Consider the following 13,809-nt stretch of genomic DNA (forward strand, 5'->3'; position numbering starts at 1 on the left):
CACATGCGGCAACATGGATTTACCTTATTGGAAGTGCTGGTGGCCATGGTCATCGTGTCCATTGGCCTCGTCGGCCTGGCCGGGTTGATGATGACCAGTGCCAAAAACAACCAGAGCGCTTATTACCGTTCGCAGGCGAGCTGGATGGGCTATGACATCATCGACCGCATGCGTGCTAACCGGAGTGTGGCTCAAAATGGTTCCTACGATATCTCGCTTGGGGTGTCACCAACCGGCTGTGGTACGGGGGTAGTGGTTTCTGATGATCTGTGTCAATGGAAAACGGAGCTGGCAACCGCTCTTCCAACTGGAGATGGATCAGTTTCAGTGTCAGGAGGCATTGCTACTGTCACTGTTAGTTGGGATGACAGACGCGGGCTGGGAGCAAATGCAAATTTTGCTGGCAACCAGGCTCAATCCATTTTAATACAGACGCAGCTATGAACCTTAATCGATCCATGTCCTTGCGCCAGACCGGTTTCAGCCTGATAGAGCTGATGGTTGCCATTACCATCGGTTTCATCGTGGTGGCTGGCGTGGGCTATCTGTATTTAGGCAGCCGTCAGGCTTTTAACGCCCAGGATAGCCTGTCGGCCATTCAGGAAAACGGCCGTTTTGCGCTGGATACGATGAGCCGCGACATTCGCATGGCCGGCTACATGGGATGTGGCAACCTGGCCGTATATGCTGCTTCTCCTGGCACGCTTGGCAATATTACCAAGGCCCCCGCAATTGCCCCCGTAACACCCGCCAGCGCCTTGCAGGTCTTTCCCGGCGGCACTGGCTGGACTGCTCCAGCTGGAGTCAGCTGGGCGGCCGGTGACGTATTGCGTGTGTCCGGGGTCGATCCATCCGGAGTGTCGCTTGCCGGCCCAGCACTTCCAGGTAGCGCTGCCGCTATTCACGTTAGCGGCAATCCTGGCAATTTCCAGGCTAACGACGTGCTGTTGATAAGCGATTGCACGAATGCGGTGATATTCGTGACAAGTAGCGTGTCGAATGCACCGGGAATGGTCACTTTTGCTCATGCGAGCAATGTAAATACCGTGCCATATCTTTCCGCGACCCATACATTTTCGCCTTCGGCGCCGGGATCACCGGGAGCCCAGGTTTACGCTTTCCGGCAGGCGGATTATTTCGTGGGCTGCCCCACGGCATCATTTTCTGGTGGTCAATGCAGCGTGCCTTTAGCGCTTTATCAGGTGATCAACAACGGCGTTCCGCAAGCGCTGGTGGATAATGTGGAAAACATGGCGTTCATGCTGGGAGTGGATACGAGTGCACCGCCTCCCAATGTGCCGCCTGCCCAAGTCGTGGGGGCTTACCAGACACCTGCTGCGGTTGCGAACGCTGGAAATTGGGCCAAGGTGCTCACGGTACAAGTGCATTTGCTGATGGTGGGCGGCCCGGCCAATGACGCGCGCAGCAATGTTGCCGTAGCCTCTCAACCGTACAGTTTCATCGTCAACGGAACCACCTACGCATCCTATCCAGCAGACCGGCGCATGCGCCAGGATGCCACCGCTACCATCGCCCTCCGCAACCGCCTCCCCTAAATCATGGACAAGTCGCTTATTTCTTTCAGACAAACCGGCATGGTCTTGATGGTCAGCCTGATTTTTTTAGTGCTGCTGACCCTGCTGGCTGTCTCGGCGATGCATGGCACCATCCTGCAAGAGCGGATGGCGGGAAATACCCGTGATCGCATGCTGGCTTTCCAGGCCGCCGAGATGGCCTTGCGTGCCGGCGATGCCCTGTTGGGCAATCCGGGTCTTCCCCCCAATGGACCAGGAATCTATATGGGGCTGAATTCATCACCTGCCGCTACTTATACTTCGGTGCAGCAATGGGACACCGCCTATCCATGGGCCACCAGTGCCGCGACGATTAGCGGTAGCCTCCAATATGTGGCGCAACAGCCCCGCTATGTGATTGAGAGGCTTTCCACCACCGCGTCCTGCGGACCGCTGCCGAAACAAAAAAACTTGGTTCACACTGGTGAAGGCTACTACCGCATCACCAGCCGGGGGGTAGGCGGCAGCACCAATGCTGCGGTGATTCTTCAGGAAATTTACGTCCGCTGCTCATAGGAGAAAAAATGAAATCGTATTGCTTATTGCTTATTGTGTTTCTAGGGGTATTGGGTTCTACCTCATCTGCCGTCGCCATGATGCGCGCACCAGGCAGTGCAGCATCCCCAACCCAGCAGAAGCCTCAGCATGAGATAAAAAAGCATCCTGTTGACAAAACACAGTCATCCCAACAGCAAAACTATCAGACAGTACCGCTGACCGTACCGGTCAAGAAAAACCGGTAAATCCATGTTTTACCCTTGCGCAAGGGAGCAACCATGAACCCATTACCTTCACGCAAATGTTCAGCAGCCACGCCTACGACCGGCTGGCATCTATATGCTGCCATGCTAGTGACGCTATTGCCCTTGGCAGGCATGAAAGCGGCCGATGCAGTGACCATTTCCAATACGCCGCTGTATCTGGGCACCAGCGCGCCGCCTAATGTGTTGCTGACGCTCTCCAATGCCCAGAACATGGACGAGAATGGCAATCCGGCGAACGGTATTCCCATTGGAGCAGCCATCGGTGGCAGCAGTCCGGACAGCAAATCGGAAATTGCCCGCGGCGTGATCCGCAATCTGGGTAGCAGTTATGCCGGCCAGATTAATCTGGGATTGATGACATTTAAGCAATATACGCCCAGCCCGCTGTATCTTTACAATTCCCTGTACGACGCCAGCTACAATCCTGCCAACTACGCTGCGCCGCCACCCTATGTGGCGAAGAACGCCACCACCAAGAATTACCGGATTGCCAATCCTGCCGATACCGCCAATTACATCTATTACAACTGGGCGTCGCCTTTTTACGATAGCGGTCTTTACCCGTACAATTTTTGCTATTCCGATACGGCTAGATTCGATAATACAACCAATATTTCTTCATACGACAATTACCGCTGTTTTAATACCAAAACCGGCACCAGTGACGGCATCGTCTCTCCCATGCCGGGTTCGGGTAGCGCAACGTCTGCGGAGCAGGCCTATGGTTACCAGGGGCCCGTGATTTATCAGGGGTATTTTGTTCCCACCGATACCGACTATGCCACCAACACCCTGGATTTTGGTGCACGTATTCCTTCCATCTATACCTCCACAGCCTGGTTTTCAGCAGGTTCGCCCGGCGGTGGCTACTTGCAGGTGCCCGTCGCACCTTTAAATTCCACTCAGCAGACCAAGCTGAATAACAAGCTGACTTGCAACGTGCCAGCCACTAATGGCAGCGAACCCAACCCGAATCCCACCCCCAGTTCCGCGCCCTGCAATAGCAATAGCAGCCCCACGGGCAGCAGCATACTCAATGCCGGTCTGACCGCGATCGAGGGCACGCTGAAAGCAAACCAGCTCTATTTCTCCGGAGGAACCAGTTCCGCGCAGGGATTTGCAACCAACACCTTGCCCAATTCCTGCAATAAGAATTTTGCCGTGCTGCTGACCAATGGTTTGCCCAGCGTGACGTCCACAGGCACCATACCCAAATTGTCCAACGGCCAGATTGATATCTGCACGCTGACCAGTCAGGCGGTGACGGCTGCAACAAACCTGAAAAAATCCGGTGTGAATCTGTACGTCGTAGGCTACGCCATGCTGCCGCAAGTGTTACAGAACTATACGGCTCTGTGCGGCAACGCCACTAATCCGCTGGATCAACTGGCGAGTGCCGGTGGTACCGGCACATCCTTTTCCGCCAGCAATCCGGCCCAGTTGCAAAGCGCCCTGAATGGCGTATTCAACAGCATTGTCCAGTCTGCTGGCTCGTCTTCCGCGCTGACGTCCAATTCCACCAGCGTCAATAGCAGTTCGTATATCTACCAGGCCGGTTTCAACACCGCCGACTGGTCGGGCAGCTTGCGCGCTTTACTGGTGTCAGGCAGCACCAGTGTCGCGCCAGCGTGGGATGCAGCCACGCTGATGCCTGCTGCTGCAGCACGTTCCATTTTCACCTGGAACGGTACTGCAGGAAAGACTTTTTCATGGACAAATTTAACAGCTAACGAACAGTGCTATCTGGCATCGCAGGCTTCGGGATGCACGCTGACAGCAGGGCAGGCGAGCACCGGCCAGAACGTGCTGAACTACCTGCGTGGCGATGCCAGTCTGGAACAGAAAAACGGAGGTTCTTACCGCAACCGTAGCACCTCGCTGGGCGATATCGTGAATTCCAATCCGCTCTACCTCAGCAATGAGGATTATGGCTATTCCATCCTGCCGGGCTCGGAGGGGTCCAGCTACGCAGCCTATCTGCAGAACAAGTCGAGTAACACGCCCATGCTCTACGTGGGTGCCAATGACGGCATGTTGCATGGGTTCAATGCAAGCACTGGAGTGGAAACATTTGCTTATGTACCCAGTGCAGTGTATCCCCATCTGGCAGATCTGACCCTGCCCAGTTATAACGGCAATCACGAGTATTTCGTGGACGGTTCTCCCGGCAACGGCGATGCGTATTACGCCAGCGCCTGGCACACGATTTTGCTGGGTACGCTGGGCTCGACCATGGGCACCAATGCAGTGTTTGCGATGGATGTCACCAACCCGGGCAGCATGAGCGCCGGCAACGCACTGTGGGAATTCACCGATGCCAGCGATTTGGGCAACACCTGGGGTAAAGGAACGGTGGCGCGCTTCAATGACGGCAATTACTATGCGGTGGTGAATAACGGCTACAACAGTGTCAACAAGCATGCGGTGCTGTTTTTGATTCAGGTAGATAACCCTTCCAATGTCATCAAGATCGATACCGGCGTGGGTGGCGGCAGTGTGGACAATGGCTTGTCGCAACCCACTTTGCTGGATCAGGACAACAATGGCACCATCGATGCAATTTACGCGGGGGATTTGCAGGGGGACGTGTGGAAGTTCGATGTGAGCAGTACCAATAAGAATCAGTGGAAAGTTGCTTACACTAGCGGTAGCACCAAATTGCCGCTGTTCAAGGCCAGAGACGCCAGCGGTGCCGTTCAGCCGATTACCGCGCCGCTTGTCCTGAGTACACTGCCCAATGGAGCAACAGGCACGGTGCTGATTTACTTTGGTACGGGGCAGTATCTGAATACTGCCGATCTGACCAATACTGCGACGCAGAGCCTGTATGGTGTGCTGGACAGCAGTACCTTCCTATCTGGCGCATTTAGCGGCGGTACCAGCAATTTTAGCCGCACTACCCAGCTCAGCGGTGTCAACGTGCTGGTGCAGCAGTCTATCCTCTTCGAGAGCGCCCAGGCCCGTGCTGTGAGTAGCAATAGCGTGAATTATGCGGGGGGGGCCTTGGGCTGGTATATGGATTTGCTACAGCCGCCAAATGCCACCCAGCAGGGCGAACGGGTGACCAGTGAGGCTTTGCTGCGTTCCGGCCGCGTGGTTTTTGTTACCAGGATACCTGCAACGGGTACCTGCGTGAGTGGCGGGAGTAGCTGGTTTATGGAGCTGGATGCTGCCAGTGGCGGTGCGCCCGGTTACACCTTCATGGATATCAATGGGGATGGGAAATACGACAGCAGCGACAATGTTACCTTGTCCAATGGAGCCAGCGCCGTGGTTACCGGTGTTAAGATCAGCGGCAGCTTTGGCAGTACGCCGGTGTCATTGTCTAATGGCGGCTCCTATACTACGGTAAGCGGACTGTCCAGCGGTGGGACAACGGCCGGAGGTGGCTCCGGCGCTAACCAGACTGGGCAGTGGACAGGTCAGTTCGGTCAAAATGGGCCCGGACTCCCAGATACATTAAAGATTCAGGGTAGCCCTCGCGCATCATGGAGCCAGATCAAATGAAGAAACCAATCCAGGCACTGGGGGGATTTACCCTCATCGAATTGATGATCGCAGTGGTGGTGATCGGGATACTGTCAGCCATTGCCTATGCCAGCTATACCTCATACGTGCAACGTGCGCGCCGGTCGGAAGCCAAGGCGGTTTTGCTTCAGGATGCCACCATCCTGGAACGGAATTTCACCATGGCGAACCGTTACGACAATACGCAACTCAATGGTGGAGGTACTGCCACCAGTGGGCTGATTATCGCGCAAGCGCCCCCCAGTGGCACCGCCAACTATACGATTGGCGTGGCTTTTAACACAACGCCTGCCACGGATTTTTTACTGAAAGCCACACCAACAGGCCCCATGGCCTCAGATGCCTGCGGGGTGTTTACATTGGATAATGCCGGGGTGCAGGGAGTCACTGGAGGCGCTCTATCAGCTGCGGAGTGTTGGGGGCGCTAAGCTGATTTTCGTGAGCAGGAGATTTTGGTGTCGAGTTGTTTAATGCCAGCCAGTGTGGCCACGCGACACACGCAGACCGGATTGCCCCTGCGAATGGTCAGTGTAAGAGGATACGGGAATTCTAGCTAGGCTGGCCTTGCTGAATCAATCCTTTTGGTAACGGAAACATCACGCTCTCCGCTGTGCCACCCAACTCTGTAACATTGTCTACGCCCAGCAACTTGAGCCGGGCGATGACTTCCTGCACCAGCACTTCCGGGGCGGAGGCACCAGCGGTGACGCCAATGCGGGTTTTATCCGGGCAGCCATTCCGCTTTCAACTCCGCGGCGTTATCCACCATATAGGCGCTCACTCCCAAATTCTGCGCCACTTCGCGCAGGCGGTTGGAATTGGAGCTGTTGGGGGAGCCGACCACGATAATGGGATCGCATTGGCTCGCCAGCGCCTGTTCAGCGCCTTGGTGGTTAAATGTTTTCCAGGTTAATTGCCAAGAATAGCCCAACCTGGTTGGGTTGGTAATGGAGGTATTGCTTAAATGGCGCCTACTTGCTAGCATATGCTTGAATATATGCCAAGCTGCGCCAACAAGGAGGCCACCATGTTAACCGAGCGCCATGTACGTCTATTCAAGAACGGTCGTAACCAGGCGATACGCATTCCCCGCGAGTTCGAACTGTCGGGTACTGAAGCCATCATCCGCAAAGAAGGTAATCGCTTGATTATTGAACCGCTGCCGCGTCGTTCGTTACTGGGATTGCTCGCCGGATGGGAGCCGATGGAAGAGAATTTCCCCGTGGTCGAGGATTTGCCTGCCGAACCGGTGGAACTCTGAGGTGTCAGGCTATCGCTATCTGCTTGATACCAACATCCTGAGTAGCCTGCTCAAGCAACCGGCTGGGGCAGTAGCCAGCCGAATCAATGCAGTCGGTGAAGACGCAATTTGCACCAGTGTCGTGGTCGCCTGTGAATTGCGCTATGGTGCGGCAAAGAAAGGGTCTCAAATTTTGTCGGACAAGATTGAGCAATTGCTGTCCGCGATTGAGGTGCTGCCGTTCGAAACTGGGGCTGACGAGAAATATGCCGAGGTACGCACAGCGCTGGAGAAACTTGGTACGCCAATTGGCGCGAACGACTATATGATCGCAGCCCACACGCTGTTGCTAGGGCTCACATTGGTGACGGACAACATAGGTGAATTTACCCGGGTTCCCGGCCTCGGGGTCGAGAATTGGCTGGAACCGTTGACCGGCGTTGATTGATATAGCCCGCCACCCTCTCCCCAGCCCTCCCCCATCAAGGGGGAGGGGCTAAACTGACACTGGCTGAATCAATCCCTTCGGCAACGGGAAGACCACGCTTTCAGCGATACCCCCCATTTCAGAAATACTCTCTACCCCCAGCGATTTGAGCCGGGCGATGACTTCCTGCACCAGCACTTCCGGGGCGGAGGCGCCAGCGGTGACGCCAATGCAGGTTTTATCCGCCAGCCATTCCGCTTTCAACTCCGCGGCGTTATCCACCATATAGGCGCTCACTCCCAAATTCTGCGCCACTTCGCGCAGGCGGTTGGAGTTGGAGCTGTTGGGGGAGCCGACCACGATGACCAGGTCGCATTGCGCTGCCAACGCTTTGACCGCGTCCTGGCGGTTTTGCGTGGCGTAGCAGATGTCGTCTTTTTTCGGGCCGACGATGGCGGGGAAACGCGCCTTGAGGGCTTCAATCACGCGCGCGGCGTCGTCTATCGAGAGCGTGGTCTGGGTGACGAACGCGAGTTTGTCAGCATTTTTCACTGCCAGCTTTGCCACGTCTTGCGGCGTTTCCACCAGATACATGCCGCCCGCCGATTGCCCCATGGTGCCTTCCACCTCGGGGTGGCCCTTGTGGCCGATCATGATGATTTCCAGATCCTTCGCGCGCATTTTGGCGACTTCGACGTGGACTTTGGTGACCAGCGGACAGGTGGCGTCGAATATCTTCAGGCCGCGTGCTTCAGCTTCATGCCGCACCGCCTGGGAGACGCCGTGGGCGCTGTAGATCAGCGTGCTGCCGACGGGTACTTCAGCCAGGTCTTCAATGAAAATCGCGCCTTTGGCCTTGAGGTCATCGACCACGAACTTGTTGTGCACGACTTCGTGGCGCACGTAGATAGGGGCGCCAAAGCGTTGCAGTGCGCGTTCGACAATTTCAATGGCGCGATCCACTCCGGCGCAAAAGCCGCGTGGGTTGGCGAGGAGGATTTGGGTGCGGATGGTCATGGGGTCTGCCCGGAAATGGTTAGTAATGATAGCGGCATTGGGCGATCAGCAGACAGCCATCCTCGATTGCATAAACCAGGCGATGCTCATCGCTAATCCTGCGTGACCAGAATCCAGCCAGATTGTGGCGTAGCGGTTCGGGTTTTCCGATGCCATCGAAAGGTGAACGCGTTATGTCATGGATGAGCGTATTGATGCGCCTGAGTGCCGCTTTATCTGTTTGCTGCCAATAGATGTAATCCTGCCGACCTTGTTCAGCAAATCTAATCTGCATCAGGCAGCAGCTCGTGTTTGACGCCCGCACCACTTCTTAATTCCGCCACTGCAGCCATCAGACGGCGCGCGTTTTCCGGGCTGCGCAGCAGGTATGCAGTCTCTTCCAGTGCGTTGAAATGCGCGAGCGACATCATCACCACCGGTTTGCCATTCTGGCGCGTAACCAGAACCGGCGCGCAATCGTCATTCACTTTGTCCATCACATCGGCAAAGTGCTGGCGTGTATAGCTGTAGCTGATGGCATCCATTCTGGTCTCACAATGTTATTGTACGAATATTGGTACAATAGCTTTTTCCTGAAGGCGCGTCAATCTCCGGGTTGACGGCAAATCTCGACGATTTCAACCTCAAACTCAATCGGCAAACCAGCCAGCAGGTGGTTGAAATCCACGCTGGCGTGGGTATCCGTCAGCGCCAGTATGCGCCCTGCCAGGGTGCTGCCATTGGGCAGGCTGAATTCGACCACGCTGTCCGCCCGCGGCGGCTCGTCGGACGGGAAATCGCTCAGCGGGAGCGCCTGCACCAGTTCGGGATTATGCTCGCCAAAGGCTTGCCAGGGATCGAGCTGGAACACATGGCGTTCGCCGGGGGCAATGCCCATCAGCCATTGCTCCAGATTCGGCGTCAGGGTGCCGTCACCGAGCGTGAGCGTGATGGGCGCGGCGCCGAAGCTGCTGTCCACTTCTGCGCCGCCATTTATCCGCACGGCGAAGTGCAGGGTGAGTGTGTCGCCGGGCTGAACCCGCCGCAGCTTGTCGTTCATGACTTGCGCGGTTTTTTCAGACTGTCCCAGACCAGCAGCAGCGCACCGATGGTGATGGCGGAATCGGCCACGTTGAACGCCGGCCAGTAGTGCTGCTGGATATGGAAGGACAGGAAATCCACCACGTAGCCGTGCAGGATGCGGTCGATCAGATTGCCGATGGCGCCGCCCAGAATCAGGCTGAGCGCGAGCTTGAACAGCACGCTGCCGGATTCGCGCCGCAGCAGATGGATGAGGATGGCGGACGCGATCAGCGCAGCGCTGATGAAAAACGCGCGTTGCCAGCCCGCCTGGTCCGCAAGCAGGCTGAACGCCGCGCCCGTATTGTGAGCCCGTACCAGGTCAAAAAACGGCGTGAGGGTGACGTAATCGCCGAGCATGAAAGCCTGCGTGACCGCGTATTTGCTGAGTTGGTCGAGGACGATGATCAACCCGGCCACAACGAGTCCCTGCTTGAGTCTAGGCATGCTGTCTGTCCTCGCCTTTGCCAAAAAGATTACTGTAACAACGCCCGCACAGGGCGGGATGGTCGGCGTGGCTGCCGACATCACTGCGGTAGTGCCAGCAGCGCTCGCATTTGGCATGGGTGCTGGGCAGGGCGCTGACGGAATCGGCTGTGGCCTGCGTCACCGTGGCGGCAGAAGTGATCATCACGAAACGCAGGTCGTCGCCGAGACCGGCCAGCGCCTGGTATTGCGCACCGCTGGCATGAATCGACACTTCCGCCTGGAGCGAGGAGCCGATGTCGCCCGCTGCACGCAGGGTTTCCAGATGTTTGCGCACGTCGGCCAGAGTGGCGCGGATCAGAGCCCATCTGGCGGCCAGTTGCGGCGCGTCTGCAGCCACCGGCAGGCTGTGCCAATGATGCAGGAAGATGCTATCGTTCTCGTCATGTACCAGTTGCTGCCACACTTCTTCGCCGGTGAAGCTCAGGAACGGCGCCATCAGCCGCGCCAGTGCGTGGGTGATATGGTGCAGCGCATTCTGCGCCGAGCGCCGCGCATGTGAGCCGGCGGCAGTGGTGTAGAGCCGGTCCTTGAGGATGTCGAGGTAGAAGCCGCCCAGGTCTTCCGAGCAGAAATGGTGCATGCGCTGCACGGCATGATGGAATTCGTATCTGTCGTAGGCCGCCAATAATTCAGTCTGGAATTCGTCCAGCATCACCATTGCGTAACGATCGATTTCCAGCCAGTCGTCCACGGGCAGGGCATCCTTGCGCGGGTTGAAATCGGCCAGGTTGGCGAGCAGGAAGCGCAGCGTGTTGCGGATGCGGCGGTAGGCGTCGGCCACGCGCTTGAGGATCTCGTCGGAGATGGTCAGTTCGCCGGAATAGTCGGTGGACGCCACCCACAAGCGCAGGATATCGGCGCCGTAGGTGTCCATCACTTTTTGCGGGGCGACGACATTGCCCCTGGACTTGCTCATCTTGTGGCCCTTGGCATCCACCACGAAGCCGTGGGTGAGCAGGGCACGGTACGGCGCATGGCCATCCGTTGCGCAGCCGGTGAGCAGGCTGGACTGGAACCAGCCGCGATGCTGGTCCGAGCCTTCCAGGTACAGATCGGCAGGGTAGGCGAGTTCGGGGCGCTGCTTGAGCACGCAGGCGTGGGTCACGCCGGAGTCGAACCACACGTCCAGCGTGTCCGTGACTTTCCTGTACTGGCTGGCCTCGCTGCCCAGCAGTTCCGCCGGGTCGAGGCTGAACCAGGCTTCGACGCCGGTCTGCGCCACGCGCTGCGCGGCGGCTTCCATCAGCTCCGCGGTGCGCGGGTGCAGCTCGCCGCTTTCCCTGTGCACGAACAGCGGCATCGGCACGCCCCAGTTGCGCTGGCGCGATACGCACCAGTCGGGGCGGTTTTTCATCATGGCTTCGAGCCGGGCGCGCCCCCAGGCGGGGAAGAAGGCGGTGTTGTCCACTGCGCCGATGGCGTGGTTGCGCAGGCTCACACCATCCGCGCCGGTCTTGTCCATGCCGATGAACCACTGATGCGTGGCGCGGAAGATGATCGGCGTTTTGTGCCGCCAGCAGTGCGGGTAGCTGTGCAGCAGTTTTTCATTGGCCAGCAGCAGGCTGCTGGCGGCAAGGGTTTCGACCACCGTCCTGTTGCCTTGCCACACCGTCTGTCCGCCTACCAGCGGGATGCTGGCGAAGAACTTGCCATCATCGCCCACCGGGTTGTCCACCGCCAGGCGATACTTCAAGCCGACCTGGTAGTCGTCCACGCCGTGCGCCGGCGCGGTGTGCACCAGGCCGGTACCGGCTTCCAGGGTGACGTGTTCGCCGCAGATGATCGGCACGCTACGGTTGAGGAAAGGGTGGCGCAGTTGCAGGTGCTCCAGCACGCTGCCTTTGCACTGGCCGAGCACTTCCACGGACTCAAAGCCGTAGCGTTTGATTGACGCTTCCGCCAGGTCACGCGCCAGAATCAGGATGCCTTTCGGCGTCTGGATCAGGTCGTAGGTGAAATCCGGGTGCACCGACACGGCCTGGTTGGCGGGCAAAGTCCACGGCGTGGTAGTCCAGATCACCGCATACACCGGCCCGGTGAGCCTGGGCATGCCCAGCCGCTGCGCGAAATCCGCGTTATCGGCGATCTGGAATGCCACGTCGATGGCGGCCGAAGTCTTGTCCTCGTATTCCACCTCGGCCTCGGCCAGCGCAGAGCCACAGTCCACGCACCAGTGCACCGGCTTGGCACCCTGATAGAGATAGCCGTTGGCGAGGATGCGCCCGAGCTCGCGCATGATGCCGGCCTCGAAGGCGAAATCCATGGTGCGGTAGGGTTGATCCCAGTCGCCCAGCACGCCGAGGCGGATGAAGTCAGCCTTCTGGCGTTCGATCTGGGTAGCGGCGTATTCGCGGCACAGCTCGCGGAAGCGTGCGGCGGGGATGGCCTTGCCGTGCTGTTTTTCCACCTGCAATTCGATCGGCAGCCCATGGCAGTCCCAACCCGGCACATAGGGTGCATCGAAACCTGCCAGGGTCTTGCTCTTGACGATGATGTCCTTGAGGATTTTGTTCACCGCGTGGCCGATATGGATATCGCCGTTGGCGTAGGGCGGGCCGTCGTGCAGGATGAATTTGGGGCGTCCGGCGGCGGCTGTGCGGATTTGCTGGTAGCGTTTTTTCTCGTGCCACTGGGCGAGCCAGCCCGGCTCGCGTCTGGCGAGATCGCCGCGCATGGGGAAGGGCGTATCGGGCAGGTTCAGGGTGTTCTTGTAGTCAGTCATTGTGCTTGGCGGCGCGTAGCGGCTCGGAATGATTTAGAAAGTATTGTCTGGCTTGGTTCACGTCATGACCAATTTGGGTGACTAGCGCGGGCAGGTCGGGATATTTCTCCTCGTCGCGCAGCCTGGCCAGAAAGTCCACGCACACGTGATGACCGTAGATGCTGCGGTCGAAGTCTAACAGGTGTACTTCCAGCACCGGCCGGCCGTTTTCCTTGACCGTGGGGCGCACGCCCAGGCTGGCCACGCCGGGCAACGGTGTATCGGCCAGCCCGCGCACTTGTACCACGAAAATCCCGGTCAGCGGCGGGCGGTTGTGTTTGAGCTGGATATTGGCGGTGGGAAAACCGATGTCCCGCCCCAGTTTGTCGCCGCCGACGACCCGCCCGCTGATGCTGTAAGGACGACCCAGCAGGCGGCCTGCGCGATCGAGATCGCCTGCTGCCAGCGCTTCGCGTACCGCGGTGCTGGAGATGCGCAGTGCGTCCAGGGTCATGCTGTGCATTGCAGCCACCTCGAAACCAGCCTGTGCGCCGCGCGCCTGTAGCAGGGCAAAGTCGCCAGTACGCCTGGCGCCGAAGCGGAAATCGTCGCCAATCAGCAAGAAGCGCGCTTGCAGGCCGGTGACCAGGATACGCTCGATGAAGGTTTCTGCTGCGAGCTGGGAAAAGGTCTGGTTGAAGGCGCAGATGTGGACCTGGGCAATGCCGCATTCGCCCAGCATCTGCAGCTTTTCGCGCAGGCTGGAGAGGCGGGCAGGGGCGTTGTCCGGCGCGAAAAATTCGCGCGGATGCGGCTCGAAAGTGACCGCACAGGGCACCAGGCCGCGCTGGCTGGCTGCATCCACCAGACGACGCAGCATCGCCCGGTGGCCGAGGTGGACACCGTCGAAGTTGCCTATCGTCACCGCGCTGGGCTGGCTGACGACTGGCGCTATGCCGTGAGTGATGCGCATTGCGGTATGGGCCGGAACAGTCTGAAAATCAGGGATT

Annotated in this window: 14 protein-coding genes and 1 pseudogene; 7 read left to right on the forward strand and 8 right to left on the reverse strand. The window is 58.2% G+C overall.

Going from position 1 to position 13,809, the window contains the following annotated elements; all coding sequences use genetic code 11:
* The first annotated feature begins 3 nt into the window (after positions 1-3).
* The 5 genes from pilV to GZH91_RS05650 all read left to right on the forward strand — a co-directional run bounded on the left by pilV (position 4) and on the right by GZH91_RS05650 (position 6,294).
* Positions 4-444, forward strand: a complete 441-nt coding sequence (pilV, locus tag GZH91_RS05630; protein ID WP_147073950.1) for a type IV pilus modification protein PilV — start codon at positions 4-6, stop codon at positions 442-444.
* Positions 441-1,556 carry a PilW family protein gene (locus tag GZH91_RS05635; protein ID WP_147074029.1) on the forward strand — a complete coding sequence of 372 codons (1,116 nt, stop codon included), beginning with the start codon at positions 441-443 and terminating at the stop codon, positions 1,554-1,556. Before pilV ends, GZH91_RS05635 begins: the two co-directional genes overlap by 4 nt.
* 3 nt (positions 1,557-1,559) lie before the next feature.
* Positions 1,560-2,090 (forward strand): pilus assembly PilX family protein, encoded by a 531-nt coding sequence (locus GZH91_RS05640; protein ID WP_147073952.1) that lies wholly within the window; start codon positions 1,560-1,562, stop codon positions 2,088-2,090.
* Positions 2,091-2,350: 260 nt separating this feature from the next.
* Complete coding sequence (locus GZH91_RS05645) at positions 2,351-5,845, forward strand: pilus assembly protein (protein WP_147073953.1); 3,495 nt, start codon at positions 2,351-2,353, stop codon at positions 5,843-5,845.
* The gene (locus GZH91_RS05650; protein ID WP_147073955.1) at positions 5,842-6,294 is read left to right on the forward strand and encodes a type IV pilin protein; all 453 of its coding nucleotides are present in this window, start codon (positions 5,842-5,844) and stop codon (positions 6,292-6,294) included. Before GZH91_RS05645 ends, GZH91_RS05650 begins: the two co-directional genes overlap by 4 nt.
* Before the next feature lie 121 nt (positions 6,295-6,415).
* Here GZH91_RS05650 and ispH (GZH91_RS05655) read toward each other — a convergent pair.
* Positions 6,416-6,779: pseudogene (gene ispH / locus GZH91_RS05655) on the reverse strand (4-hydroxy-3-methylbut-2-enyl diphosphate reductase); the annotation flags it as partial.
* A gap of 114 nt (positions 6,780-6,893) precedes the next feature.
* Here ispH (GZH91_RS05655) and GZH91_RS05660 point away from each other — a divergent pair.
* Together GZH91_RS05660 and GZH91_RS05665 are read left to right on the forward strand one after the other, a co-directional pair.
* Positions 6,894-7,127, forward strand: a complete 234-nt coding sequence (locus tag GZH91_RS05660; RefSeq protein ID WP_147073957.1) for an antitoxin — start codon at positions 6,894-6,896, stop codon at positions 7,125-7,127.
* Position 7,128: 1 nt separating this feature from the next.
* A complete protein-coding gene (locus GZH91_RS05665) occupies positions 7,129-7,554 on the forward strand; it encodes a type II toxin-antitoxin system VapC family toxin (RefSeq protein WP_147073959.1) in 426 nt (141 codons plus the stop codon).
* Positions 7,555-7,602: 48 nt separating this feature from the next.
* Here the strand turns inward: GZH91_RS05665 and ispH (GZH91_RS05670) are convergent, their stop codons facing one another.
* The 7 genes from ispH (GZH91_RS05670) to GZH91_RS05700 are packed head-to-tail and all read right to left on the reverse strand — an operon-like array spanning position 7,603 to position 13,772.
* Entirely contained in the window at positions 7,603-8,550 is a 948-nt protein-coding gene (gene ispH, locus GZH91_RS05670) for a 4-hydroxy-3-methylbut-2-enyl diphosphate reductase (RefSeq protein ID WP_147073961.1), read from the reverse strand.
* Between the two features lie 19 nt (positions 8,551-8,569).
* A complete protein-coding gene (locus GZH91_RS05675; RefSeq protein ID WP_147073963.1) occupies positions 8,570-8,824 on the reverse strand; it encodes a Txe/YoeB family addiction module toxin in 255 nt (84 codons plus the stop codon).
* A complete protein-coding gene (locus GZH91_RS05680) occupies positions 8,814-9,074 on the reverse strand; it encodes a type II toxin-antitoxin system prevent-host-death family antitoxin (protein WP_147073965.1) in 261 nt (86 codons plus the stop codon). Before GZH91_RS05680 ends, GZH91_RS05675 begins: the two co-directional genes overlap by 11 nt.
* Positions 9,075-9,133: 59 nt before the next feature.
* Positions 9,134-9,589: an FKBP-type peptidyl-prolyl cis-trans isomerase gene (locus GZH91_RS05685; protein ID WP_147073967.1), complete on the reverse strand. Its 456-nt coding sequence runs from the start codon at positions 9,587-9,589 to the stop codon at positions 9,134-9,136.
* Positions 9,586-10,056, reverse strand: coding sequence for a signal peptidase II (gene lspA, locus GZH91_RS05690; protein WP_147073970.1), 471 nt, complete (start codon positions 10,054-10,056; stop codon positions 9,586-9,588). The genes GZH91_RS05685 and lspA overlap by 4 nt, the downstream gene beginning before the upstream one ends.
* Complete coding sequence (gene ileS, locus GZH91_RS05695) at positions 10,049-12,820, reverse strand: isoleucine--tRNA ligase (RefSeq protein WP_147073971.1); 2,772 nt, start codon at positions 12,818-12,820, stop codon at positions 10,049-10,051. Before ileS ends, lspA begins: the two co-directional genes overlap by 8 nt.
* The gene (locus GZH91_RS05700; protein ID WP_147073973.1) at positions 12,813-13,772 is read right to left on the reverse strand and encodes a bifunctional riboflavin kinase/FAD synthetase; all 960 of its coding nucleotides are present in this window, start codon (positions 13,770-13,772) and stop codon (positions 12,813-12,815) included. Before GZH91_RS05700 ends, ileS begins: the two co-directional genes overlap by 8 nt.
* Positions 13,773-13,809 lie beyond the last annotated feature (37 nt).

This window comes from Sulfuriferula plumbiphila (assembly GCF_009938015.1).
GTDB lineage: Bacteria > Pseudomonadota > Gammaproteobacteria > Burkholderiales > Sulfuriferulaceae > Sulfuriferula > Sulfuriferula plumbiphila.

What these genes read in the sequence shown, in the direction of transcription:
- lspA (WP_147073970.1), bottom strand. Translation starts at nt 10,056, where the DNA reads ATGCCTAGACTCAAGCAGGGACTCGTTGTGGCCGGGTTGATCATCGTC.
- ispH (WP_147073961.1), bottom strand. Translation starts at nt 8,550, where the DNA reads ATGACCATCCGCACCCAAATCCTCCTCGCCAACCCACGCGGCTTTTGC.
- GZH91_RS05635 (WP_147074029.1), top strand. Translation starts at nt 441, where the DNA reads ATGAACCTTAATCGATCCATGTCCTTGCGCCAGACCGGTTTCAGCCTG.
- GZH91_RS05685 (WP_147073967.1), bottom strand. Translation starts at nt 9,589, where the DNA reads ATGAACGACAAGCTGCGGCGGGTTCAGCCCGGCGACACACTCACCCTG.
- GZH91_RS05650 (WP_147073955.1), top strand. Translation starts at nt 5,842, where the DNA reads ATGAAGAAACCAATCCAGGCACTGGGGGGATTTACCCTCATCGAATTG.
- GZH91_RS05645 (WP_147073953.1), top strand. Translation starts at nt 2,351, where the DNA reads ATGAACCCATTACCTTCACGCAAATGTTCAGCAGCCACGCCTACGACC.
- GZH91_RS05660 (WP_147073957.1), top strand. Translation starts at nt 6,894, where the DNA reads ATGTTAACCGAGCGCCATGTACGTCTATTCAAGAACGGTCGTAACCAG.
- ileS (WP_147073971.1), bottom strand. Translation starts at nt 12,820, where the DNA reads ATGACTGACTACAAGAACACCCTGAACCTGCCCGATACGCCCTTCCCC.
- pilV (WP_147073950.1), top strand. Translation starts at nt 4, where the DNA reads ATGCGGCAACATGGATTTACCTTATTGGAAGTGCTGGTGGCCATGGTC.
- GZH91_RS05680 (WP_147073965.1), bottom strand. Translation starts at nt 9,074, where the DNA reads ATGGATGCCATCAGCTACAGCTATACACGCCAGCACTTTGCCGATGTG.
- GZH91_RS05700 (WP_147073973.1), bottom strand. Translation starts at nt 13,772, where the DNA reads ATGCGCATCACTCACGGCATAGCGCCAGTCGTCAGCCAGCCCAGCGCG.
- GZH91_RS05640 (WP_147073952.1), top strand. Translation starts at nt 1,560, where the DNA reads ATGGACAAGTCGCTTATTTCTTTCAGACAAACCGGCATGGTCTTGATG.
- GZH91_RS05675 (WP_147073963.1), bottom strand. Translation starts at nt 8,824, where the DNA reads ATGCAGATTAGATTTGCTGAACAAGGTCGGCAGGATTACATCTATTGG.